Source organism: Pseudomonas sp. GM18 (assembly GCF_000282195.1).
In the GTDB taxonomy this organism is placed as follows: Bacteria; Pseudomonadota; Gammaproteobacteria; order Pseudomonadales; family Pseudomonadaceae; genus Aquipseudomonas.
Genome location: NZ_AKJT01000071.1, coordinates 1 through 24,011, shown reverse-complemented (window position 1 = coordinate 24,011; position 24,011 = coordinate 1). Strand labels below are relative to the sequence as shown.

24 protein-coding genes are annotated in these 24,011 nt (G+C 60.8%); 14 read left to right on the top strand and 10 right to left on the bottom strand.

What is annotated here, in order from left to right:
* Positions 1-71: 71 nt before the first annotated feature.
* Positions 72-701 (bottom strand): bifunctional nicotinamidase/pyrazinamidase, encoded by a 630-nt coding sequence (pncA, locus tag PMI21_RS10010; RefSeq protein ID WP_007939708.1) that lies wholly within the window; start codon positions 699-701, stop codon positions 72-74.
* A gap of 219 nt (positions 702-920) precedes the next feature.
* Here pncA and PMI21_RS10015 point away from each other — a divergent pair, with 219 nt between their 5' ends.
* Positions 921-1,733 (top strand): crotonase/enoyl-CoA hydratase family protein, encoded by an 813-nt coding sequence (locus tag PMI21_RS10015; protein WP_007939707.1) that lies wholly within the window; start codon positions 921-923, stop codon positions 1,731-1,733.
* 6 nt (positions 1,734-1,739) lie between these two features.
* Positions 1,740-2,570: an NAD(+) diphosphatase gene (nudC, locus tag PMI21_RS10020; protein WP_007939706.1), complete on the top strand. Its 831-nt coding sequence runs from the start codon at positions 1,740-1,742 to the stop codon at positions 2,568-2,570.
* Here the strand turns inward: nudC and PMI21_RS10025 are convergent.
* The 3 genes from PMI21_RS10025 to PMI21_RS10035 form a co-directional block, all read right to left on the bottom strand.
* On the bottom strand, positions 2,538-3,317 hold the full coding sequence (locus PMI21_RS10025; RefSeq protein WP_033064097.1) for a TSUP family transporter: 780 nt from the start codon (positions 3,315-3,317) through the stop codon (positions 2,538-2,540). The genes nudC and PMI21_RS10025 overlap by 33 nt on opposite strands.
* Positions 3,318-3,523: 206 nt before the next feature.
* Positions 3,524-4,000 (bottom strand): nuclear transport factor 2 family protein, encoded by a 477-nt coding sequence (locus tag PMI21_RS10030; protein ID WP_007939704.1) that lies wholly within the window; start codon positions 3,998-4,000, stop codon positions 3,524-3,526.
* Between the two features lie 56 nt (positions 4,001-4,056).
* Positions 4,057-4,620: a TetR/AcrR family transcriptional regulator gene (locus PMI21_RS10035; RefSeq protein ID WP_033064095.1), complete on the bottom strand. Its 564-nt coding sequence runs from the start codon at positions 4,618-4,620 to the stop codon at positions 4,057-4,059.
* A 249-nt stretch (positions 4,621-4,869) separates the two neighbouring features.
* On the opposite strand from PMI21_RS10035, the gene pssA reads away from it, so the two are divergent.
* Positions 4,870-6,213, top strand: a complete 1,344-nt coding sequence (pssA, locus tag PMI21_RS10040; RefSeq protein WP_007939702.1) for a CDP-diacylglycerol--serine O-phosphatidyltransferase — start codon at positions 4,870-4,872, stop codon at positions 6,211-6,213.
* Between the two features lie 85 nt (positions 6,214-6,298).
* Here the strand turns inward: pssA and efeO (PMI21_RS10045) are convergent, their stop codons facing one another.
* Genes efeO (PMI21_RS10045) through efeU form a run of 4 tightly spaced genes read right to left on the bottom strand, consistent with a single transcriptional unit; the run spans position 6,299 to position 10,514 of the window.
* A complete protein-coding gene (gene efeO, locus PMI21_RS10045) occupies positions 6,299-7,123 on the bottom strand; it encodes an iron uptake system protein EfeO (RefSeq protein ID WP_007939701.1) in 825 nt (274 codons plus the stop codon).
* A gap of 26 nt (positions 7,124-7,149) precedes the next feature.
* Positions 7,150-8,448 (bottom strand): iron uptake transporter deferrochelatase/peroxidase subunit, encoded by a 1,299-nt coding sequence (gene efeB, locus PMI21_RS10050; RefSeq protein WP_007939699.1) that lies wholly within the window; start codon positions 8,446-8,448, stop codon positions 7,150-7,152.
* Between the two features lie 18 nt (positions 8,449-8,466).
* Positions 8,467-9,666 carry an iron uptake system protein EfeO gene (efeO, locus tag PMI21_RS10055; protein WP_007939696.1) on the bottom strand — a complete coding sequence of 400 codons (1,200 nt, stop codon included), beginning with the start codon at positions 9,664-9,666 and terminating at the stop codon, positions 8,467-8,469.
* An 8-nt stretch (positions 9,667-9,674) separates the two neighbouring features.
* A complete protein-coding gene (gene efeU, locus PMI21_RS10060; protein WP_007939695.1) occupies positions 9,675-10,514 on the bottom strand; it encodes an iron uptake transporter permease EfeU in 840 nt (279 codons plus the stop codon).
* A 237-nt stretch (positions 10,515-10,751) separates the two neighbouring features.
* On the opposite strand from efeU, the gene PMI21_RS10065 reads away from it, so the two are divergent.
* From PMI21_RS10065 to PMI21_RS10090, 6 genes are all read left to right on the top strand, one after another.
* Positions 10,752-11,768, top strand: a complete 1,017-nt coding sequence (locus tag PMI21_RS10065; RefSeq protein ID WP_007939694.1) for an AraC family transcriptional regulator — start codon at positions 10,752-10,754, stop codon at positions 11,766-11,768.
* A gap of 163 nt (positions 11,769-11,931) precedes the next feature.
* Entirely contained in the window at positions 11,932-13,596 is a 1,665-nt protein-coding gene (locus tag PMI21_RS10070) for an AMP-binding protein (RefSeq protein WP_007939693.1), read from the top strand.
* 16 nt (positions 13,597-13,612) lie between these two features.
* The gene (locus PMI21_RS10075) at positions 13,613-14,374 is read left to right on the top strand and encodes an SDR family NAD(P)-dependent oxidoreductase (RefSeq protein WP_007939692.1); all 762 of its coding nucleotides are present in this window, start codon (positions 13,613-13,615) and stop codon (positions 14,372-14,374) included.
* A 12-nt stretch (positions 14,375-14,386) separates the two neighbouring features.
* On the top strand, positions 14,387-15,580 hold the full coding sequence (locus PMI21_RS10080; RefSeq protein ID WP_007939691.1) for an acetyl-CoA C-acyltransferase: 1,194 nt from the start codon (positions 14,387-14,389) through the stop codon (positions 15,578-15,580).
* Positions 15,581-15,602: 22 nt separating this feature from the next.
* Positions 15,603-16,730: an acyl-CoA dehydrogenase gene (locus PMI21_RS10085; RefSeq protein ID WP_007939689.1), complete on the top strand. Its 1,128-nt coding sequence runs from the start codon at positions 15,603-15,605 to the stop codon at positions 16,728-16,730.
* A gap of 30 nt (positions 16,731-16,760) precedes the next feature.
* Entirely contained in the window at positions 16,761-17,534 is a 774-nt protein-coding gene (locus PMI21_RS10090) for an enoyl-CoA hydratase (RefSeq protein ID WP_033064096.1), read from the top strand.
* 58 nt (positions 17,535-17,592) lie between these two features.
* Here PMI21_RS10090 and PMI21_RS10095 read toward each other — a convergent pair whose 3' ends face one another.
* Positions 17,593-18,744, bottom strand: coding sequence for an acyl-CoA dehydrogenase family protein (locus PMI21_RS10095; RefSeq protein ID WP_007939686.1), 1,152 nt, complete (start codon positions 18,742-18,744; stop codon positions 17,593-17,595).
* 3 nt (positions 18,745-18,747) lie between these two features.
* Entirely contained in the window at positions 18,748-19,854 is a 1,107-nt protein-coding gene (locus PMI21_RS10100) for an enoyl-CoA hydratase/isomerase family protein (protein WP_007939685.1), read from the bottom strand.
* Between the two features lie 473 nt (positions 19,855-20,327).
* Between PMI21_RS10100 and PMI21_RS10105 the strand changes: the two genes are divergently transcribed.
* The 5 genes from PMI21_RS10105 (at position 20,328) to PMI21_RS10125 (ending at position 23,926) form a co-directional block, all read left to right on the top strand.
* On the top strand, positions 20,328-21,107 hold the full coding sequence (locus PMI21_RS10105) for a transporter substrate-binding domain-containing protein (RefSeq protein WP_007939684.1): 780 nt from the start codon (positions 20,328-20,330) through the stop codon (positions 21,105-21,107).
* Between the two features lie 76 nt (positions 21,108-21,183).
* Complete coding sequence (locus PMI21_RS10110; protein ID WP_007939683.1) at positions 21,184-21,909, top strand: ABC transporter permease; 726 nt, start codon at positions 21,184-21,186, stop codon at positions 21,907-21,909.
* Complete coding sequence (locus PMI21_RS10115; protein ID WP_007939682.1) at positions 21,906-22,616, top strand: ABC transporter permease; 711 nt, start codon at positions 21,906-21,908, stop codon at positions 22,614-22,616. Before PMI21_RS10110 ends, PMI21_RS10115 begins: the two co-directional genes overlap by 4 nt.
* A 56-nt stretch (positions 22,617-22,672) precedes the next feature.
* Positions 22,673-23,434 (top strand): ABC transporter ATP-binding protein, encoded by a 762-nt coding sequence (locus tag PMI21_RS10120; RefSeq protein WP_007939681.1) that lies wholly within the window; start codon positions 22,673-22,675, stop codon positions 23,432-23,434.
* Positions 23,435-23,446: 12 nt separating this feature from the next.
* The gene (locus PMI21_RS10125) at positions 23,447-23,926 is read left to right on the top strand and encodes an Lrp/AsnC family transcriptional regulator (protein WP_007939680.1); all 480 of its coding nucleotides are present in this window, start codon (positions 23,447-23,449) and stop codon (positions 23,924-23,926) included.
* The last annotated feature ends 85 nt before the right edge of the window (positions 23,927-24,011 follow it).

Here is a 24,011-nt window from a genome sequence, read left to right as displayed (position 1 = left end):
CTGCTGCGCAGCCGAACGCAGCCTCGCAGGCTCGGCAGCTGCTACGAACCAGGCGGGGAACGTTCTACAGTTCAGTCGAGCAGTTCGGTTGACTCAATCAACCCGACCCCAGTCACCTGCATCCGCTCAATCGCCGCCGCCAGCGATCCTTCCAGATCAATCGCCCGACAAGCATCCATCACCACAAACGCATTGAACCCCGCCGCCCGCGCATCCAGCGCAGAAAACATCACGCAGAAATCCAGTGCCAGCCCGACCATGTAAACCGTGTCGATGCCGCGTTCTTTCAGATACCCGGCCAAACCGGTGGTTGTGGTTCGATCCGCCTCCAGAAACGCCGAATAACTGTCGATGTCCGGGTTGCAGCCCTTGCGGATGATCAACTGGGCGTGGGGCAGGTCCAGCTCCGGGTGGAACTCGGCGCCGGGCGTGGCGCGAACACAATGCTCCGGCCACAGCGTCTGTTCACCGTAAGGCAACTGAATCACGTCGTAAGGCTTGCGCCCAGGGTGGCTGGAAGCGAACGAGGCGTGGCCGGGCGGGTGCCAGTCCTGGGCAATGACGACCTGTTTGAACTGGCGACCCAGGCGATTAATCAGGGGCACAATCAGGTCACCCTCCGGTACCGGCAATTGACCACCGGGAATGAAGTCGTTTTGTACGTCGATGACCAGTAAGGCAGCGCGTGAAGAAATCGGCATGGGTAGGGTTCCTCCTTGGAAAGTCGGGTGCAAGCATAGTGATAACTTTGTTCATGCGCCAAGAACGTTTCTAACAGTTCCGGTGGTGAGGCCAATCGCGAGCAAGCGCTAAATATCCTGAAGCCAGTCCCGCATTTGGCCGAACCGCTGCCTTACTGCCGGCACAGATGCCTTGTTATAGTTCGGGCCTCATTTTCTGCCCGGTAAAGGATCACTGCCATGTCTCAATACACCGCCTTCAGCGTCGAACTGGCCGATAACATCGCCCATGTGCAGATCAACCGCCCGGACAAGATCAACTCGATGAACGCCGCGTTCTGGAGCGAGATCATCGAGATTTTCCAGTGGGTCGACGATACCGATGAAGTCCGGGTGGTAGTGCTCAGTGGCGCCGGCAAGCATTTTTCTTCCGGCATCGACTTGATGATGCTCGCCGGTGTGGCCAATGAACTGGGCAAGGATGTCGGCCGCAATGCGCGCCTGCTGCGGCGCAAGATCCTGGCGCTGCAAGCGTCGTTCAACGCCGTCGACAACTGCCGCAAACCGGTGCTGGCGGCGGTCCAGGGTTATTGCCTGGGCGGCGCCATCGACCTGATTTCGGCGTGCGACATGCGTTACGCGGCTGAGGACGCGCAATTTTCGATCAAGGAAATCGATATCGGCATGGCGGCCGATGTTGGCACTTTGCAACGCTTGCCGCGGATCATCGGTGACGGCATGCTGCGTGAACTGGCTTACACTGGTCGCACCTTTGGCGCCGAAGAAGCGCGTAACATTGGCCTGGTCAATCGCGTCTACAGCGACACCGCCAGCCTGCGTGAAGGCGTGATGGGGATTGCCCGTGAAATCGCCGGCAAGTCGCCGATTGCCATCACCGGCACCAAAGAGATGATCAGCTACATGCGCGACCATCGCATCGACGACGGCCTCGAATACGTCGCCACGTGGAACGCCGCCATGCTGCAATCCACCGATCTGCGCGTGGCCATGGCCGCCCATATGAGCAAACAGAAACCCGAATTTCTGGACTGATTAACCATGACTTCACGCTGGACCACCGCAGTACTGGACACCGATCAACCCGGCGGCTGGGCCGTGGCGCGTAGCCCCGAAGGCTTTTTGTTCGATGACAATGGCGCGCTGTTTCCACGGGAATGGCTCAAGCGTCAGGATTTGTCGATTCTCGCCGAGCACGGCATCGGTCACCTGGATGGAGAACCGGTGTACCTGCTGGAGTTGCGCAGTCACAGCGACGTACCAGGCTGCAACTGGAAAGGCCTGCGGGCGTTCATGCTCGAGGGCGATCACACCGTCTACAAGGTGCTCGGCTATGCCGCGCAAATCGGTACCTGGGCCCGTGAGCACCGCTTTTGCGGCAACTGCGGACAGGCGATGATCCAGGTGCCGCGTGAGCGGGCGATGTATTGCGAGCCGTGCGATTTACGCAGCTACCCACGCATTTCGCCGAGCATGATTGTGCTGGTGACCCGTGGCGACGAGGTCCTGCTGGCCCGTTCGCCGCGTTTTGTTGCCGGGGTCTACAGCACGTTGGCGGGGTTTGCCGAGCCGGGTGAGTCGGCCGAAGATTGCCTGATTCGCGAGGTTCGCGAAGAGGTGCAGATCGAGGTCAAGAACATCCAGTACATGGGCAGTCAGTGCTGGCCGTTCCCGCATTCGATGATGCTCGGTTTTCATGCCGAGTACGCCGGTGGCGAGATTGTCTGTCAGGAAGACGAGATCGAAGACGCCCAGTGGTTCAACGTGCACGAGCTGCCGCCGTTGCCGGCGTCACGCTCGATTGCCCGTTACCTGATCGACGTCTACGTGGCGCGGCGCTTAGGCCATGCTGAACCAGTGCTGCCAGGCTAGGCGCACGGTCAGGCCCAGCACCACGGTGATGAACACCGGGCGAATGAATTTCGCACCGCCGCTGATGGCGGTGCGCGCGCCGAAGAAGGCGCCGACCATCACCGACAGGCCCATGCTCAGGCCGATGATCCAGTCCACCTGACCGGAAAAGATGAACACCGACAGCGCCGCGATGTTGCTGACGAAGTTCATGCTGCGCGCCACACCGCTGGCCTTGACCAGGTCGATGGGGTAGAGCAGCAGGCTGCTGACGGTCCAGAACGCCCCAGTGCCCGGACCGGCCACGCCGTCATAGAAGCCGAGGCCGAAGCCCTGGGTCGATTGCCACTTTTTCTTGATCGGCGCGTCGCTGTCCAGCGGCGCTTTCGGCGTGCCGCCGAACAACAGGTACAGGCCGCAGGCGAACACGATCACCGGCAGCATCTTGTTCAGCCATTCCGCCGGCAAGTAATGAGCGACGATGGCGCCGGTGAGTGCGCCGACCAGCGTGCCGACGATAGCGTGCACCCATTTCCGTGGATGAAACAGCTTGCGCCGGTAGAAGGTGAAGCTGGCAGTGGCTGAGCCAAAGGTCGAACTGAGTTTGTTGGTGCCCAGCACCAGATGCGGCGGCAGGCCGGCGGTCAACAGCGCCGGGGTGGTCAACAGACCGCCACCGCCGGCGATGGCGTCGATGAAACCGGCAATGAAAGCGACGAGAGCCAGAACGGCCAGGGTAGTGAGGTCAACGCTGAGTTCGAAAGGCATGGAATGGGGCTTATTCGGCAGGGCGCAGAAGAGGGCTGCGGGAAAGGCCGGTATCTTACCCATATCCAACTTCTGCGGCGACCTGAGCCGATCGTTCCCACTCTCCCGCGTGGGGATGCATCTTGTGACGCTCTGCGTCACGGCGGACGCGGAGCGTCCGTGGCGGCATTACCACGCAGAGCGTGGGAACGATCGGTGAGGTGATGTTACAGACCCAGGTCAGACAACCCTGGATGATCATCCGGTCGGCGGCCAAGCGGCCAATGGAACTTGCGCTCGTTTTCCTTGATCGGCATGTCGTTGATGCAGGCGTAGCGGTTGAACATCAGGCCGTTCTCGTCGAACTCCCAGTTCTCGTTGCCGTAGGAACGGAACCAGTTGCCCGAATCGTCGTGCCATTCGTAGGCATAACGCACGGCGATGCGGTTGTCGCCATGGGCCCAGAGTTCCTTGATCAGCCGGTAGTCCAGTTCCTTGGCCCATTTGCGGGTCAGGAAAGCTTTGGCTTCTTCGCGGTTGTGGGCGAACTCGGCGCGGTTACGCCACTGGGTGTCCAGGGTGTAGGCCAGGGACACCCGTTCCGGGTCACGGGAATTCCAGCCGTCTTCGGCCAGGCGAACTTTTTCGATGGCCGATTCACGGGTAAACGGTGGCAATGGCGGACGAACTTCGGCAGTAGACATATTAAGTCTCCCTATCAAATTAACGTTCAAGCAAGTTGTCGGGCTTATTTAAAGTGTTACAGGTCCAATAACTTTCGCGCCATGCATTGCGCATTATCGGCGGCACTGTGATCACCCATCACAAGCGCTACGGTAATGGCACCGTCGATCAGGATCAGCAGCTGTCTGGCCAGCGTTTCCGGGTCTGTTGCGCCATATTCGGTACAGAGCTCGCGCACGTAGTCGAGCAGCTTCTGTTTGTGGTCTTTGGCGACCAGGCGAACCGGGTCTTGCGGGTCGCCGGTTTCACCGCTGGTGTTGATGAATGCGCAGCCGCGGAAGCCTTCGGAGGCGAACCAGGCCTTGAGCACGGTAAACAGGTTGAGCAGCCGCTCGGCCGGGGTTTGGGCCTTGCCGACTTCGCTTCGATACCAGTGCATCCAGCGCACATCGCGGCGTTGCAGGGCCGCGACGACAAGCTCCTCCTTGTTGGCGAAGTAGCGGTAAATACTTTTTCTGGAGACGCCGGCGGTTTTCACCAGAAGATCCATGCCGGTGGCAGCGATGCCACTTTTGTAGATCAACTTTTCGGTGACATCCAGAATGATGTCGCGTGTGTCGTTGCTAATGATTTCGTTCATGTGGCCAACAGTAGAATGATCGTTCTTCTTGGTCAACTTTTTTTGCAGTGATCGTTCCCACGCTCTGCGTGGGACTGCCGCCATGGACGCTCCGCGTCCAGCGTTAATGTGACGCAGAGCGTCACGAGATGAATTCCTTTGCTGCGCATGGGAACGATCGGTGCGGGGTCATTACAGACAGTAACAAGACCCAAACCCCTCCATGGTGTAAGCTCTCAGGCTCTTCGGATTCGACCCTTTGCGAGCCCTATGCCGTTGCTTTTCAAACGCTCTCTGCTGCCTAAACTGCGCAGTTTTCCGCTGACCGCCGATGCCGTCACCATCCTCTCTGGCGCTGCCGAGTTCCGTCGTTGCCTGCTGGAAAAAATCGCTCAGGCGACCCGGCGCATCTACATCGTTGCGCTGTACCTGCAACAAGATGAGGCCGGCCAGGAAATCCTCGATGCCCTGCACGCGGCCAAACTGGCGCGTCCGGAACTGGACGTGGTGGTGGTCGTGGACTGGCTGCGCGCCCAGCGCGGCTTGATCGGTGCCGGCAAGCAACCGGGCAACTCAGCCTGGTATCAGGAAACCACCCGCACCCACGAAAGCGAAGTGCCGGTGTACGGCGTGCCGGTGCAGACCCGCGAGCTGTTCGGCGTGCTGCATTTGAAGGGCTTCGTGATCGACGATTGCGTGATCTACAGCGGCGCGAGCCTGAACAACGTTTACCTGCACAAATTCGACAAGTACCGCTTCGACCGTTATCACCTGCTGCAGAACCAGGCGCTGGCCGACTCGATGCATCACCTGATTCAGCACGGTCTGATTACCTCCAAGGCGGTGCATCGCCTCGACCTGCCGAACCTGCCGACCACCCGCAGCCTGCGCCACGACATCGGCGACCTGCGCAGCCGTCTCAAGCACGCGGCGTACGACACCACGGCGGGCAGCACGGCCAAGGGCGGTTTATCGGTCAGCCCGTTGCTCGGTGTGGGCAAGAACAACCCGTTGAGTCGGGTGGTCTGCGAGCTGATCGCCAGTGCGCAGCATCAGCTGACCATTTGCACGCCGTACTTCAACCTGCCGCTGGCGGTGACCCGGGAAATCAACCGGGCCCTGGCCCGCGGCGTGAAGATCGACATCATCGTCGGCGACAAGACCGCCAACGATTTCTACATCCCGCCCAGCGAGCCGTTCAAGGTGATCGCGGCGCTGCCGTACCTCTACGAAATCAGCCTGCGACGTTTCGCCAAGCGTAATCAGCGCAACATCGACAGCGGCAAGCTGAACCTGCATCTGTGGAAAGATGGCGACAACACCTATCACCTCAAGGGCATGTGGATCGATCAGCGCTACACCTTGCTGACCGGCAACAACCTCAATCCACGGGCGTTCCGTCTCGACCTGGAAAACGCATTGCTGATTGATGATCCGAAAGGCGAGCTGCTGGAACCGCGCGGCAAGGAACTGGCGGAGATTTTCCAGCACACCCGCCGTATTGAGCGTTACCTGGATCTGGAAACGCTGCCGGATTACCCGGCGGGGGTGGCGAAGTTTCTCAAACGTGTGAGCCGCGTCAGGATCGAGCGGTTGTTGTATCGGATTTTGTAGGGTTCAAAAGCAAAGATCGTAGCCTTCGGCAGCTGCCTGTGGGCGCCGCCGAAGGCTGCGATCTTTTCACAGACGACGCCGATATTTAGTTCAACCCCAACTTCCCCCGCAACATCGACAAATCCTCAGCCAACGTATTCACCGGCCCGACCAGCGCTTTGCGGTCGCTGTCCTTCACTTTGTCATAGGTCTCAAAACCACCGCCCGTGGTTTTGTACTTGGCCAATGTCTTGTTCACCGTGGTGAAGTTCTTGTCGACTTTGGCCATGAATGCCGCGTCTTGCTTCTCGATCTGCGGACGGAACAGGTCGACGATTTTCTTCGCGCCATCGATGTTGCCCTGGAAATCATAGAGGTCGGTGTGGCTGTAGCGATCTTCCTCGCCGGAGATTTTGGTGGCGGCCACTTCTTCAAGCAGCGCAGCGGCGCCGCCGACGACTTTTTCCGGTGGGAAGGTCAGGCCGGCGACGCGGGCTTGCAGGTCTTTCACGTCTTTGTTCAAACCGTCGGCCAGCTTGTCCAGACCCTGGGTGCTGTTCTCTGAAAACAATGAATATTCGATGCGATGGAAACCGGTGAAGTCTTCGGCCTTCACGCCTTTTTCGTGGTCGTCGACCCGGGAGTCGATGGACGCATCGAGGTCACTGAACAGCTCGGCAATCGGCTCGATCGACTCGTAATAGACGCGGGTCGGTGCGTAGAGCTTTTTCGCGGTGGCCAGGTCGCCTTTTTTCACTGCGTCGGTGAACTGCTGAGTGTGGTTGGCCAGTTCGTCCAGTTGTTCGGTGACGTAGATCTTGTAATCAGAGATCGGCCCCACCAACTCCAGCGGCGCCGTCGCCGCGAAAGCCGAAAACGGGGTGTTGAGCAAACCAAGGGTCAGCAGTAACGCGAGGGGCGACTTTTTCATGGGAAGGTTCCGTGGGGTGGTAAGGGTCAGACTGAGGCTTTGGGTTGTGTGGCATTCAGAAGCGAGCGACCAATGAAATCCTTGTCGCCGGTCACGCCGGGCAGGGTGAAGAAGTACCCGCCGCCAACCGGTTTCAGGTATTCCTCCAGCGGCTCGCCGTTGAGTCGGGTCTGCACGGTGATGAAGCCTTTTTGCAGGTCCGCCTGGTAACAGATGAACAGCAGACCCATGTCCAGCTGACCGTTCTTGTTCACGCCGTTGGAGTAATTGAACGGCCGACGCAGGATCAGGTTGGCCTGGGTCGCGGCGGTGCGCGGGTTGGCCAGGCGGATGTGGGCGTCGAGTTTGGTCAGCTTGCCTTCCGGATCCTTGGCGTAGTCCGGGACTTGGGTTTCATGCTCTCCATCCATTGGGGCGCCGGTGCTCTTGACCCGGCCGAGAATGCTTTGCTGTTCTTGCAGCGGCGTGCGGTCCCAGCGTTCGACGAAGTTGCGGATGATCCGCACCGCCTGATAGCTGCCGTTGACCGCCCAGGCCGGTTCGTCGCTGCCGGGCTGGACCCAGACGATGCTGTCCATGGCCTTGGCGTCGTTGGAGTCGGGGTTGGCCGAGCCGTCGCGAAAACCCAGGAAATTGCGTGCGCTTTGCGCCGGCACACCGGGTTTCGCCGGGGCTTGCGGCGGCACGCTGCCTTCCTGTTTCCAGCGCACCAGCAACAGGTCCGGCAGGTTTTTCACTATGTCGCGCAGGGCGTGGATATTGGTGTCGGCGGTGTTGGAGCAGAACTGCAGGCTAAGGTCGCCGTGGCAGCAGTCGGCTTCCAGTGCGTCGTTGGGGAAACCGACCATGCGGATCAGCCGCTTGGGCTTGGCGCCGGCCAGACCGAAGCGCTCGTCGAACAGCGACTCGCCCACCGACACGGTGATGGTCAGGTTGTCGGGCGTGACCACCGGGCCGAGAATCCCCGAGTCCAGCGGCGGCAGTTTCGGGTCGACCTGCGCCACTGGTCCGCCTTGCATCAGGAACGCGATGCGCTCGTTGAGCGTGCGAAACAGCCGCTCCAGGTCTGCGCGGTCGCTGGCCAGCACGTCGAACGACACCAGCATGCCCGACGTTGGGCGTGGGGTGACGATGCCGGTCTGGTGCTGGCCGTGGAAGGCGTGGCGGTCTTCAGTCTTGTCGCTGCTCGGCGCTTCGGTGACTTGCGCCGGGCTGGCGGCCATGGCCGGGCAACTCAGGGCCGAACCGGCTAACGCCACACCGGCGGCTCCCATGCCCATCAATACGCGACGGCGTTGTGCTGAAAACAGTTCTGAGTTGTTCATCTGTTTGAGGTCTTCTGCTTACAGGCCGGAAAGGCCAAGGGCGGGATCGATTCCATCGAGTGCATCGGCCAGAACCTTGGCCTTGTCGGCGATATGCTTGCGTTGTTCGGCGCTGACAGTGTCGTAACTGGCGTAGCCATCCTTGACCTTGAAACCGTTGAGTTCGGCATCGAAGGCCGTGACCGCGCTGTCGATTTTCGCCAGCAGTTCAGCGGCGGATTTGCTCAGTAATGGCCGCAGCAGGTCGACGACTTTGCGGGTCGCGTCGAGGTTGGCGGCGAAACCGTTCAGGTCGGTATGGCTATAACGTTCTTCTTCGCCGCTGCTGGCGCGTACCTCGGCGAGGCTGTTGAGGTTGCGCACCAGCATGCTCACCAGTTGTTCCGGCGGCAGCGACTGGGCCAGCAGTTGCTGTTTGAGGTTGGCGACATCGACGCTCAGGCGCTGAGCAACAGGCGTCAGGCCGTCGAGGTTGCGTTGCTGGAACAGCGCGTATTCGAGGCGGTGGAAGCCGACGAAGCCCGGATCCTGCTCGCGCTGGTCGAAGTAATCGGCGCGGGCGTTGATCGCGTTGTCCAGTTCCGCCAGGCGCTGGGCTGCTGGAGCCAATCGTTGATAGGCCGCGCGCGCCGGCACATACAAGGCTTGCGCCTGGCTCAGGTCGCCGGCCTCGACCGCTTGCTCAAGGGCGGCGACGGCTTTGATCAGCGTGGTGCTCTGGCTGCTCAGGTACACGCGGAATTCCGACAGCGGGCCAATGAACGCCACCATCGACGGACGCGCCTTGGCTGCGGCATCGGAAGCGGCGGTCGGGGTGACGTGCAGGGTGCCGCGCGGGTTGCTCAGCAGGCCGCAGGTGATGGCGTAGTCGCCGGGCAACAGGTTGGCGTTGATCACCTGGCTCAGGCCGGGGGCGATGTTCTCGCGCTCTTCGACCACCAGCACGCCGTCAAGAATTTCCCATTCGACGGCACGGTCCGAACCGTTGACGATACGGAAACTGGCGCGCCCGGCCGGAACCGTCAGCGCATTTGGCTCGCAGCTGTGCGGGTGAATGGTGACCAGCACTTGGTCGTGGTTGGTCTGGCGCTTGGCGGCGGCCATTTTCGAGGCGTAGTAGAACAGGCCGCCGGCGGAGATCATCACGATCACCGAACCGGCTACCGCCCAGCGCAAGGCGCGCGGAGGGGAAGCCACTGGAGGAACTGGCGTTGACATGAAGGCCCTTACTGGCTGGAAACGGAAGAGGGTGTTTGCGCGGGGGCGGCCGCCGGGAGAAAAAACATCACCAGCGCCACCAACAGATAAAGCAGATACGCCCCGAGGGTGCTGACGGTGGGCGCGTCCTGGTAGCCGAACATCCCGGCCAGCACCGAACCCAGCGGGCCGTCCATCGGCAGCGTCGCGCTGAAGTCGAAGAGCACGGTTTGCAGGTGATTCCACACGCCGGCTTCATGCAGGGCCTGCACCGAGTTCGCGAGAATCCCGGCGGCCACCACCAGGATGAACAAACCGGTCCAGCGGAAGAACGCCGAGAGATTCAGGCGCATGCTGCCGGTGTAGATCAGGAAGCCGACGATGATCGCCAGGATCAGGCCGAGCAGGGCGCCGATCGGTGCCGCCGGGCCTTCGCTTTGCTGGAACACGGCGAGCAGGAAAAACACCGTTTCCAGGCCTTCCCGGGCGACGGCGAAAAACACCATGGCGATCAGCGCGGTCACTTGATGCCTGGAACCGGTCAGCGCCTGATCGAGGGAAACGTGCAGCGAATGCTTGATCGAACGCGCCACCTTGCGCATCCAGAACACCATGGAACTGAGGATGCCCACGGCCAGCAAACCGACCACACCTTCAAACAATTCTTGCTGCTTTTGCGGGAACTCGGCGCTGACCAGTTCCAGGCCACCGCCCACCAACAGGGCCAACGCGGCGGCGAGGAATACGCCGACCCACACTGCCGGCATCCATTGGCCGCGACCGGTCTGCTTGAGGTAACTGGCGATAATGCCAACGATCAACGCGGCTTCAATGCCTTCGCGCAGCATGATCAGAAAAGGAACGAGCATTCAGCACCGGGGGGTAATTAGATAGGGTGCTAATTTGTAACATGATGAAACTCATTCTCATATGGCAGTGGTTGCTATTTACCTGAACCTAAGCTGAACAGATCAAAAGATCGCAGCCTTCGGCAGCTCCTACAGGGGTACACATTCCAAGGTGGGAGCTGCCGAAGGCTGCGATCTTTTGATCTTATCGAGCTAATATGCCCACCACTCAAACACGAACAAGGCTCACCCCGGTCAATGTCGGAAAAAGACACCATCGCCATTCAACTGGTGCGTGAAGCGCTGTTGCAAAGTTGCGCCCCGGGCGCTGCCACCGCAGAGGTGTTGAACAAGGTCGGCATCGATCCGGCGCTGTTGGACAGCAGCGACGCCCGTGTCCCCGCCACTGCCTATGCGCGCCTGTGGCGTTTGCTGGCCCGGCGCGGGGACGATGAGTTTTTTGGCATGGACCCGCGCAAGCTCAAGTCCGGCAGCCTGGAGTTTCTCTGCCGCTGTTCCATGGTTCAGCCGAGCCTGGCCGCCGGGCTGACCTCGGGCCTGAGCTTTCTGTCGTTGATGCTTGAACGCCTGCCCGCACAACTGGTTCGCCAGCAAAGCCTGGCGGAAATCGTCCTGCTGGAGGACGACGAGGAGCCGCGCCGCGCCTTCACCTATTTCACTTACTGGATGATCGTGCATGGCGTTGCCTGCTGGCTGGCGGGGCGGCGGATTCCGATCCTGGCCATCGAACTGCGTTGCCCGAAACCGGATTTTTGCGATGACTATCGGGTGATGTTTTCCGAGAACCTGCGATTCGACCGGCCGCGCACGCGGATGATTTTCTCCGCCGACTGCCTGGATTTGCCGATCAAGCGCAGTGCCGAAGAGCTCAAGCGTTTTCTGGCCCACGCGCCGGCGAACATTCTGGTCAAGTACCGCGACCCCGAGAGCCTGGCCAGCCGGATCAAGCACGATCTGCGGCAAGTGCCCGCCGAGCGCTGGCCGGAAACCGAAGCGCTGGCCCAGCAACTGTGCATGTCGGCTTCAACTTTGCGTCGACGCCTGGCCGAAGAGGGGCAGACGTATCAGGGGCTCAAGGACAGCGTGCGCAAGGAACTGGCCATCGTCTGGCTGGCCGAGCCGACCATCAGCTTCGCCGAAATCGCCACCCGCTTGGGGTTTGCCGACGCCAGCTCGTTCTACAAGGCGTTTCGCAAATGGTCGGGGTCAAATCCTGGGCATTATCGGAGTTTGATTCTTAACGAGGCCAGCTAATCGTTCCCACGCTCTGCGTGTGAACGAGGTCGCTAGCGACCTTGGCCAAACCAGTCACACAACTTGATAGCTTTGACCATTGTCCCGCTCCCCGCGCAGAGCGAGTATTTCCCTGTTGATTACGGTTCCCCCAACCTAATAAAAATACAGAGGGATTCTGGCAATGCGCGATTACTTGTCTGCCACGTCACAGTTCAATTATCAGCACACCGTCGATGCCGCGCTCACAGGGTCGTTGACCGCGCTCAACGCCTGCGTCGAGTGTTGCGACCGGCATGCCTTGCCGGGGCGCATTGCGCTGTTCTGGGAGGGTCGCGATGGCAGCAGCGCGACCTACACCTTCAGCGACTTGCAGGACAAGGCCGCGCGTTTTGCCAATTTCCTGTTGGCCCAGGGCGTGAAGAAGGGCGACAAGGTCGCGGGCCTGTTGCCCCGCAACATCGAATTGCTGATCACCGTGTTCGCTGCCTGGCGCATCGGTGCGGTTTATCAGCCGTTGTTCACTGCCTTCGGCCCCAAAGCCATCGAACACCGTCTGAGCAGCTCCGGCGCCAAAGTGGTGGTCACCGACTCGGTCAATCGCCCGAAACTGGCTGAAGTGGCCGACTGCCCGGCCATCGTCACCGTCGGTGGCCCGAAAGGCCAAGGTATTGTTCGGGGCGATTTCAGTTTCTGGGCCGAACTGGCCAACTACTCCAGCGTCTGCGAACCGGTATTGCTGACTGGCGAAGACCCGTTCCTGCTGATGTTCACCTCGGGCACCACCGGCCCGTCGAAAGCACTGTCGGTGCCGCTCAAGGCCATCGTTGCGTTCCAGAGTTACACCCGCGACGCGGTAGACCTGCGCCCCGAAGACGCGTTCTGGAACGTCGCCGATCCGGGTTGGGCCTACGGCATCTATTTCGGCGTCACCGGGCCGATGGCGATGGGGCATCCGATCACCTTTTACGATGGCCCGTTCACCCTCGAAAGCACCTGCCGGGTGATCAACAAATACGGGATCACCAACCTCACTGGTTCACCGACCGCCTACCGCTTGCTGATTGCCGGCGGCGATGAGTTCGCCCGTTCGATCAAGGGCAAGCTGCGCATCGTCAGCAGCGCCGGCGAGCCGTTGAACCCGGAAGTGATCCGCTGGTTCGCCGACAACCTCGGCGTGGTGATTCACGACCATTACGGCCAGACCGAACTGGGCATGGTCCTGTGCAATCACCACGGTCTGGAACATCCGATCCACATGGGCGCCGCCGGTTTTGCCTCGCCGGGCCACCGCATCGTGGTGCTGGATGACGAATACAAAGAGCTCGGCGTCGGCCAGCCAGGAATCCTGGCCATCGACCGGACCCAGTCGCCGATGTGCTGGTTCAACGGTTATGAAGGTGCGCCGACCAAAGCGTTCGTCGGCAACTATTATCTGAGCGGTGACACCGTCGAGTGGAACCCGGACGGCAGCATCAGCTTCGTCGGCCGCAGCGACGACGTGATCACCACCTCGGGCTACCGCGTCGGCCCGTTCGATGTGGAAAGCGCGCTGATCGAACACCCGGCGGTGGTCGAGGCGGCGGTGATCGGCAAGCCTGATCCGGAGCGCACAGAACTGGTCAAAGCCTTCGTCGTGCTCAGCCCGCAATACCGTGCCGAACCTGCGCTGGCCGAAGAGCTGCGGCAACACGTGCGCAAGCGTCTGGCGGCGCACTCGTACCCCCGTGAAATCGAATTTGTCAGCGAATTGCCGAAAACCCCTAGCGGCAAATTGCAGCGCTTTATCTTGCGCAACCAGGAAATCGCCAAGGCTCAAGAGGCCGCCGCGAAGAACGTTTCAGCTTGAATCCAAGGAAACAATGATGCAGATCGAAAACAAGGTTTTTCTCGTCACCGGCGGTGCTTCCGGCCTCGGTGCCGCCACCGCTGAAATGCTGGTGACCGCCGGCGCCAAGGTGATGCTGGTGGACATGAACGCCGAAGCCGTCGCGGCGCAGGCGGCACGTCTCGGCGCGCAAAGCGTGGTAGCCGACATCAGCAATGAAGCAGCGGCCGAAGCGGCGGTGCAGGCGACGGTCAAAGCGTTTGGCGGCCTCAATGGCCTGGTCAATTGCGCCGGCATCGTCCGTGGCGAGAAGATCCTCGGCAAGAACGGTCCTCATGCGCTGGCCAGTTTCAGCCAGGTGATCAACGTTAACCTGATCGGCAGCTTCAACATGCTGCGCCTGGCTGCGGCGGCGATTGCCGAGACCGAAGCCGATGAAGACGGCGAGCGCGGGGTGATCATCAACACTGCATCGGTCGCAGCCTTCGACGGCCAGATCGGCCAGGCCGCGTATTCGGCCTCCAAAGGCGCGATTGCCAGCCTGACCTTGCCTGCCGCCCGTGAACTGGCGCGCTTCGGCATCCGCGTGATGACCATCGCGCCGGGCATTTTCGAAACGCCGATGATGGCCGGCATGACCCCGGAAGTACGTGATTCACTGGCCGCTGGCGTGCCGTTTCCGCCGCGCCTGGGCAAGCCGGGCGAGTACGCCGCGCTGGCCAGGCATATCATAGAAAACAGCATGCTCAACGGCGAGGTGATCCGTCTCGACGGCGCCTTGCGCATGGCCGCCAAGTAAGGAGGATTTGTCATGACACAGTCCAACGATCCGATTGTTATTGTCAGCGCCGTCCGCACCCCGATGGGCGGTTTCCAGGGCGAACTGAAAAGCCTGACCGCGCCACAGCTGGGTGCCGCAGCGATTCGTGCCGCGGTCGAACGCGCTGGTATCGCCCCTGAATCCGTAGAAGAAGTGCTGTTCGGCTGCGTGCTCTCCGCTGGCCTCGGCCAGGCCCCGGCGCGGCAAGCGGCACTGGGCGCCGGGCTGGATAAATCGACCCGTTGCACGACGCTGAACAAAATGTGCGGCTCGGGCATGGAAGCGACGATCCTGGCTCATGACATGCTGGTCGCCGGCAGCGCCGATGTGGTGGTCGCCGGCGGTATGGAAAGCATGTCCAACGCGCCGTACCTGCTTGACCGCGCCCGCAGCGGTTACCGCATGGGCCATGGCCAGGTGCTCGATCACATGTTCCTCGACGGCCTCGAAGACGCCTACGACAAGGGCCGCCTGATGGGCACCTTCGCCGAGGATTGCGCCGAGACCAATGGCTTCAGCCGTGAAGATCAGGACGCGTTTGCCATCGCCTCGACCACCCGCGCCCAACAGGCGATCGAGGAAGGCAGCTTTAACGCCGAGATCGTTCCGCTCACCGTGACGGTCGGCAAACAGCAAGTGCTGATCAGCCACGACGAACAGCCGCCGAAAGCCAAACTGGACAAGATCGCTTCGCTGAAACCGGCGTTCCGCGAGGGCGGCACCGTGACGGCGGCCAACTCCAGTTCGATCTCCGACGGCGCGGCGGCACTGGTGCTGATGCGCCGTTCCCAAGCCGAGAAACAAGGCTTGAAGCCGCTGGCAGTGATTCACGGCCACGCGGCGTTTGCCGACACCCCGGGGCTGTTCCCGGTGGCACCGGTGGGCGCGATCAAGAAGCTAATGAAGAAAACCGGCTGGTCGCTGGATGAAGTCGAGCTGTTCGAAGTCAACGAAGCCTTCGCCGTGGTGAGCCTGGTGACCATGACCAAGCTGGAAATCCCGCACGAGAAGATCAACGTCCACGGCGGTGCCTGTGCCTTGGGCCACCCGATTGGTGCGTCCGGCGCGCGGATCCTCGTGACCTTGCTCTCGGCCCTGCGCCAGAAAGGCCTGAAACGTGGCGTTGCAGCGATCTGCATCGGCGGCGGCGAAGCGACGGCCATGGCCGTTGAATGCCTGTACTAAAGCTTGGCATTAAGGAATCAACATGCTGCCCAACGACGAACAACTTCAGATCAGCGACGCGGCCCGGCAGTTTGCCCAGGAACGGCTGAAACCGTTCGCCGCCGAATGGGACCGCGAACATCGCTTTCCCAAGGAAGCCATCAGTGAGATGGCCGACCTGGGCTTCTTCGGCATGCTGGTGCCGGAGCAGTGGGGCGGTTGTGACACCGGTTACCTGGCTTATGCCATGGCCCTGGAAGAAATCGCTGCCGGTGACGGCGCCTGCTCGACCATCATGAGCGTGCACAACTCGGTGGGTTGCGTGCCGATCCTCAAGTTCGGCAACGACGACCAGAAAGAACGTTTCCTCAAACCGCTGGCCAGCGGCGCGATGCTCGGTGCCTTTGCACTGACAGAACCGCAAGCCGGCTCCGATGCCAGCAGCCTGAAAACCCGTGCCCGGCTGGAAGGCGACCACTATGTGCTCAACGGCTGCAAGCAGTTCATCACCTCCGGGCAAAACGCGGGGGTGGTGATTGTGTTTGCGGTGACCGACCCGAGTGCCGGCAAACGCGGGATCACCGCGCTGATCGTGCCCACCGATTCGCCGGGCTATAAAGTCGCGCGGGTCGAAGACAAGCTCGGTCAGCACGCCTCCGATACCTGTCAGATCCTCTTCGAGGATGTGAAAGTGCCGGTGGCCAACCGACTGGGTGAGGAGGGTGAAGGCTACAAGATCGCCCTGGCCAACCTTGAAGGCGGGCGCGTCGGCATCGCCTCGCAATCAGTGGGCATGGCTCGCGCCGCGTTCGAAGCGGCCCGCGACTACGCCCGTGAACGCGAGAGCTTCGGCAAGCCGATCATCGAACACCAGGCGGTAGCGTTCCGCCTGGCCGACATGGCCACCCAGATCGCCGTGGCCCGGCAGATGGTGCATTACGCGGCGGCGTTGCGCGACAGCGGCAAACCGGCGCTGGTCGAAGCGTCCATGGCCAAGCTGTTCGCCTCGGAAATGGCCGAGAAGGTTTGCTCCTCGGCGTTGCAAACCCTTGGCGGTTACGGTTACCTGAACGACTTCCCGCTGGAGCGGATCTACCGCGACGTGCGGGTGTGCCAGATCTACGAAGGCACCAGCGACATTCAGCGCATGGTCATTTCGCGCAATCTTTGAGAAGGAATCCCCTCTGTGAGCAATAAAGAGCTGAACTACGAAACGATTTTGCTGGAAACCCACGGCCGTGTCGGCATGATCACCCTCAACCGTCCACAAGCCTTGAACGCGTTGAATGCCCAGATCGTCAGCGAACTGAACCACGCCCTCGATGGCCTGGAAGCCGATTCGAACATCGGTTGCATCGTGCTGACCGGCTCGAAAAAAGCCTTCGCCGCCGGTGCCGACATCAAGGAAATGGCCGAGCTGACCTACCCGCAGATCTATCTCGACGACCTGTTCAGTGACAGCGATCGCGTGGCTAACCGCCGCAAGCCGATCATTGCTGCGGTCAACGGTTTTGCCTTGGGCGGTGGCTGTGAACTGGCGCTGATGTGCGACTTCATTCTGGCCGGCGACAATGCCAGATTCGGCCAACCGGAAATCAACCTCGGCGTGTTGCCTGGCATGGGCGGCACCCAGCGCCTGACCCGCGCCGTGGGCAAGGCCAAGGCCATGGAAATGTGCCTGAGCGGGCGCTTGATCGATGCGGTGGAAGCCGAGCGTTGCGGGATCGTGGCGCGGATCGTGCCGGCGGATGAACTGGTGGAAGAAGCGCTGAAAGTCGCGGCACTGATTGCGAAGAAGTCGCTGCCGATTGCGATGATGATCAAGGAAAGCGTCAACCGCGCCTTTGAAGTCAGCCTGTCGGAAGGCGTGCGCTTTGAACGCCGAGTGTTCCATGCGGCGTTTGCCACGCAGGATCAGAAGGAAGGGATGGCGGCGTTTATTGCCAAGCGTGAGGCCGAGTTCCAGGGTAAATGATGTGGCGTGTCTGATCGTTCCCACGCGGAGCGTGGGAACGATCTTCTTAGAGATCTTCTTAGATCAGGTAATTCTTGAGTTCGCGGGCAATCACCATCCGCTGTATCTCGCTCGACCCTTCATAAATCTGCGTGATCCGCGCATCCCGGTAGTAACGCTCCACCGGGTAATCCTCCAGATACCCATACCCGCCATGAATCTGTATCGCCGACGAGCAGACTTTTTCCGCGATCTCCGAGGCAAACAATTTGGCCTGTGAAGCCTCCGACAGGCACGGCTTGCCGGCGCTGCGCAAGCGCGCGGCGTGCAGGATCAACAGGCGCGCGGCGTTCAGCCGGGTCTGCATGTCGGCCAGCATATTGGCGATGCTTTGGTGTTCGATGATCGGCTTGTCGAACTGCACCCGATCCCGCGAGTAAGCCAGCGCCGCTTCGAACGCTGCACGGGCGATGCCCAAGGCTTGCGCAGCGATGCCGATGCGGCCGCCTTCGAGGTTGGAGAGGGCGATGGCCAGGCCTTTACCGCGTTCGCCCAGCAGATTGGCCTCAGGGACCGTGCAATTGTTCAGGGTGACGGCGCAGGTATCGGAAGCGCGGATGCCCATCTTGTGTTCACTGCGGTCGACGATGAACCCCGCTGTTGCGGTCGGCACCAGGAACGCCGAGATGCCGCGTTTGCCCAGCTCCGGATCGGTCACCGCGAAAACGATCGCCAGTTTCGCGCGTTTGCCGTTGCTGACGAATTGCTTGGCGCCGTTGATTACCCACTGACCGTCGCGCAGTTCGGCGCGGGTGCGCAGGTTATGGGCTTCGGAACCGGCTTGCGGTTCGGTCAGGCAGAAGCAACCGATGGCCTGGCCGCTGGCGAGGTCCGGCAGCCATTCCTGCTTTTGTTCTTCGGTGCCGTAATTGAGCACCGGCCCGCAGCCCACGGAGTTGTGGATGCTCATCAGCGCACCGGTGGCGCCGTCACCGGCGGAAATCTCTTCCACCGCCAGCGCATAGGCTACGTAGTCGACATAGGTGCCGCCCCATTCCTCGGGCACCACCATGCCCAGCAGACCCAGTTCCCCCATCTTCGCCACCAGACCGTCATCGATCCAGCCGGCCTTCTCCCAGGCTTGTGCGTGGGGTGCGATTTCGCCGCGGGCAAAATCCCGGGCCATGTCGCGGATCATCACTTGTTCTTCGCTCAATTCGATATCGTGCATGGCTCAGCTCCCGCTCTGGTCAAACCCGGTGAAAAAACTCGCGACGTGCTCGGCGTCCAGCGCCTGCAAGGTCGGCGGGTTCCAGCGCGGGTTCTTGTCTTTGTCGATCAGCAAGGCGCGCACGCCTTCGATCAGGTCGCCACGTTCGAACCACTGGCGATCCAGGTGCAGTTCGAGGGCGAAGCACTGTTCCAGGCTCAGGTGCCGACCGCGCCGCAGCATTTCCAGGGTCACGCCCATGGCCAGCGGTGAACGGCTTTCCAGCAAGTCGGCGGTGGCCATGGCCCACTCATGACTGTCGGCGACGGTTACTGCACGCAGTTGTTCCACCATACTCGGCACATCGGGCAGGGCGAAGAAGTGGTCGATGACCGGCCGCAGCGCTGCGAGCGGGGCGACCGGCAGTTGTTGCACGGCGAGTTTCGCCAGCGCGCCTTGCAGGTCCTTGAGCGGCGTGTCGTGCCATTCCAGATGGTCGAGTCGTTCGTCCAGCTCGACCAGGCTGGCGCTCTCCAGATACCAGTCGGCCAGGCCACAATAGAGCGCATCGGCAGCGCGGATCTGCACGCCGCTGACGCCGAGATAGATGCCCAGCTCACCGGGAATGCGCGGCAGGAAGTAACTGCCGCCGACGTCCGGGAAATAACCGATAGCCACTTCCGGCATCGCCAGGCGGCTGCGCTCGGTGACCACCCGCAAATCGGCGCCTTGCACCAGCCCCATACCGCCGCCCAGCACAAAGCCGTCCATCAAGGCCAGGACCGGTTTGCGGTAGTGATGGATCGTGAGGTCGAGGGCGTATTCCTCGACGAAGAAATCTTCGTGCAGTGTGTCGCCGCTTTTGAAGCTGTCGTACAGCGAGCGGATATCGCCGCCGGCACAGAAAGCTTTCTCGCCAGCACCGCGCAACACCACCGCATGCACGTATGGATCCTGTGCCCAAGTATCGAGCTGCTGTTGCAGGCTGCGGACCATGTCCAGGGTGATGGCGTTGAGGCCGGCGGGGCGGTTGAGGGTCAGGTGACCGATGTGATTGCGAACCTCGGCCAACACTTCGTTTTGCGTGGCATCCATGGACTGTGTTGCCGGGGATGAAACCTGAGCAGTCATCACTAACTCCCTGCTTTTATTGTTCTTTATAGAGAAGCTCGCGCGCGAGCGATGCTGGATCGTAACAGTGCAAATTTGTGATGTACAACCGGGATACGTGCAGGTCTTGTCTGCATTTTTGCCTTAAGGGAAGGCTGCGATCTTTGGCTCTTTCTTTTGATCTTTAACCCCATCCGGCAATCAACGACAGAATCGGCTGTGAAAACCCTTCGTTCAGCGCACTTGAGCTGTCTGAACAGGGCCTTACGACACCCGTGCCATCCAGGCAATTGGCATTCTGGCGGTCCATTTCAAGCGCTTGCTTTGATGCGTCTGGAATGGACTGCACCCCCGACGACTGATTAGACCCAGTCGAAAACAACAACAAATACGGCTGCGGTGAATGCCGCTTCGACTCTCTGCCCCTGTCAAAAAGTGTGGTGCGGCGCAGGCGCCAAGCCGCGATAAATCCAAATAATCCGGGACTCTAGAAGATGAACATCAAATGGCTGACCTTACCGGCATTGGCTTTGCTGTGCTGCTCCACGGGCGCCAGCGCCAAAGAGTGGAAGGAGCTGCGCTTCGGCGTTAACCCCAGTTATCCGCCTTTTGAATCCACCACCGCCGATGGCGGCGTGCAAGGGTTCGGCGTGGACCTGGGCAATGCCATCTGCGCCGAGCTGAAGGTGAAGTGCGTATGGGTCAGCAATGACTTCGACGGGTTGATCCCGGCGCTCAAGGCGGGCAAGTTCGACGCCATCGAGTCGTCGATGACCGTGACCGATGCACGCAAAAAACAGATCGACTTCACCGATCGCCTGTACGCCGGGCCGACCGCTATCGTCACCCGCAAGGATTCCGGCTTGTTGCCCACCGCCGAATCGCTGCAGGGCAAGACCATCGGTTACATGCAGGGCACGATCCAGGAAACCTACGCCAAGGCCAAACTGGCACCAGGCGGCGTGAAGTTGCGCGCTTATCAGAATCAGGATCAGGTCTACGCCGACCTGGTTTACGGGCGTCTCGATGCCTCGATCCAGGACAAGCTGCAAGCGCAGATGAGCTTCCTGACGTCGCCGCAGGGGGCGGACTTCAAGAACAGCGAAGGCATCAGTGACCCGCTGGTGCCGTCGGAAATCGCCATCGGCGTGCGCAAGGACAACGAAGAACTCAAAGGCATGCTCAACGCCGCCATCAAGGCCCTGCATGAAAAGGGCATCTACGCACAGATCCAGCAGAAGCATTTCGGCGATCTGGACCTCTACAACAACTGATCCTCGCGCCCCGAGCGCTGCGTGCTGGTAACAGGCGCAGCGCTTGCAAACGGGCGCCTCAAGACAGGTGACTGGCGTGAACTCCTTCCTGAATCTGATCGGGGTCGATCTTTCGGCCCTGCAAGGCTATGGCCCATTGTTGCTGCATGGCACCTGGGTCACCCTCAAATTGTCGGCGCTTTCACTGCTGGTGAGCATGGCGCTGGGGCTGCTCGGCGCGGCGGCCAAGCTGTCGCCGCTGAAACTGTTGAACCTGCCCGCGACTTTCTACACGACGCTGATTCGCGGCGTGCCGGACCTGGTGCTGATGCTGCTGATTTTCTACAGCCTGCAAGGTTGGCTGAGCAGCCTGACCGAGGCCATGGGCTGGCCTTACATGGAAATCGATCCGTTTGTAGCCGGTGTTGTCACCCTCGGCTTCATTTACGGCGCGTATTTCACCGAGACCTTTCGCGGGGCGATCCTCAGCGTGCCGAGCGGTCAGCAGGAAGCCGCCGCGTGCTTCGGCCTGAGCCGCTGGCAGCGTTTTCGTTTCGTGGTGTTCCCACAGATGATGCGCTTCGCCTTGCCGAGCTTGGGCAATAACTGGCTGGTGCTGCTCAAGGCCACGGCGCTGGTGTCGATCATCGGCTTGTCGGACTTGGTCAAAGTGGCTCAGGAAGCAGGAAAAAGCACCTTCAACATGCTCGATTTTCTGCTGCTGGCAGGGGCGCTGTATCTGTTGATCACCAGTGCGTCGAACTACGTTTTGCGCGTGCTTGAACGACGTTATAACCAGGGCGTGCGGGGGATGGCGCGATGATCGAGTTGATTGCCGAATACTGGAAACCCTTTCTGTTCAGCGACGGCTATAGCCTTACCGGACTGGCGATGACCTTGTGGCTGCTGGTGGCGAGCATCGTGATGGGGTTCTTCCTCTCGCTGCCCCTGGCGATCCTTCGAAGCTCACGCTGGGGCCTGCTGCGCTGGCCGGTTCAGCTGTTCACTTATGTGTTTCGCGGCACGCCGCTGTATATCCAGCTGCTGATTTGCTACAGCGGGATTTATGGCATCGCCGTGGTCCGCTCGCAACCGCTGCTCGAAGCGTTCTTTCGCGATGCGATGAATTGCACATTGCTGGCGTTCACGCTCAACACCTGTGCCTACACCGTGGAAATCTTCGCCGGGGCAATTCGCAGCATTCCTTACGGTGAAATCGAGGCAGCCCATGCCTATGGCTTGAGCGGCTGGCGCCTGTACCTGCGGCTGATCCTGCCGTCGGCCTTGCGCCGGGCACTGCCGTATTACAGCAACGAAGTGATCCTGATGTTGCACGCCACATCGGTGGCGTTCACCGCGACCATTCCCGACATTCTCAAAATCGCCCGGGACGCCAATGCCGCGACCTTTATGACCTTTCAGGCTTTCGGCATCGCCGGCCTGCTGTACCTCGCACTGTCGTTCGGCCTGGTCGGCGCGTTCCGTCTGGCGGAGAAGCGTTGGTTGAGCTTCCTCGGGCCGGCGCACTAATTCCTCTTTTCATCCAGAGCAGCGCCGAGGCCGGCGCTGCTGCAGGAGACTCATGCATGTACAAACTCACGGTTGAAAATCTGTACAAACGTTTTGGTGACAATGAAGTGCTCAAGGGCGTCTCGTTGAACGCACGGGCCGGCGATGTGGTGAGCATGATCGGCGCCAGCGGCTCGGGTAAAAGCACCATGCTGCGCTGCATCAACTTTCTGGAGCGGGCAGACGAAGGCGCCATCGTGCTGGAAGGCGAGCGCATCATCACCCGCCCGGGCGCGGGCGGCATGCGCGTCGCCAACCCGGCGCAGTTGCAGCGCCTGCGCACACGCCTGGCGATGGTGTTCCAGCATTTCAATCTGTGGAGCCATCTGACGGTACTGGAAAACATCATATTGGCGCCGTGTCGGGTGTTGGGTGTCAGCCGCAAGGCCGCTGAAGACAGCGCGCGGGCGTATCTGGACAAGGTCGGTTTGCCGCAACGGGTGGCCGATCAATACCCGGCGTTTCTGTCCGGCGGCCAGCAACAGCGCGTCGCGATTGCCCGGGCGTTGGCCGTGGAACCGGAGATTCTGTTGTTCGACGAGCCGACCTCGGCCCTCGATCCGGAACTGGTAGGCGAGGTGTTGAAGGTGATTCAGGCGCTGGCCGAAGAGGGCCGGACCATGTTGATGGTGACCCACGAAATGGGCTTTGCCCGGCAAGTGTCCAGCCAGGTGTTGTTCTTGCATCAGGGGCGAGTCGAGGAGCAAGGTGATGCAACCATCCTCGACCAGCCAAAGAGTGAACGGTTACAGCAATTTCTATCGGGTCGTTTGAAGTGAGGCAAGACGTACATGGCGGATATCCGCGATATGTCGATTGTGCTTGATCGTATTGATCAGGCCATCATCGAAGTGCTGCGCCACGAAGGGCGCATCACTTATCAAAAGTTGTCCGAGCGTGTGCACCTGACGCCCAGGCCATGCCTGGAACGGGTGCGCAAGCTCGAACAGCTCGGGGTTATCCGTGGCTACGGCGCGATTCTCGATGAAAAGAAACTGACACCTGGGTTGTCGCTGCTGGTGTTGGTCGCATTGTCGAACCAGAGCGGGCGGGCGGCGCAAAAGGCTTTTGAGGCCAAGGTCCGTGGTTGTCCGCAGGTGCTGGAATGCCGCTTGATCAGCGGCGCGTTCGACTACAGCCTGCGCATGCGTTGCCGGGACATGGAGCATTACCGGGTGCTGACTGAAGTCTGGTTCGACGACCCGGAATTGCACATTGACAAGCTGGTCAGCCATCCGGAATTGGCGATGGTCAAGACCACGATGGAATAACCCCGTAGCCCCGTAGCAGCTGCCGAGCCTGCGAGGCTGCGTTCGGTGTGGGCCGCATTCGGACGAAGCCGTCGTGAAGTCAGGC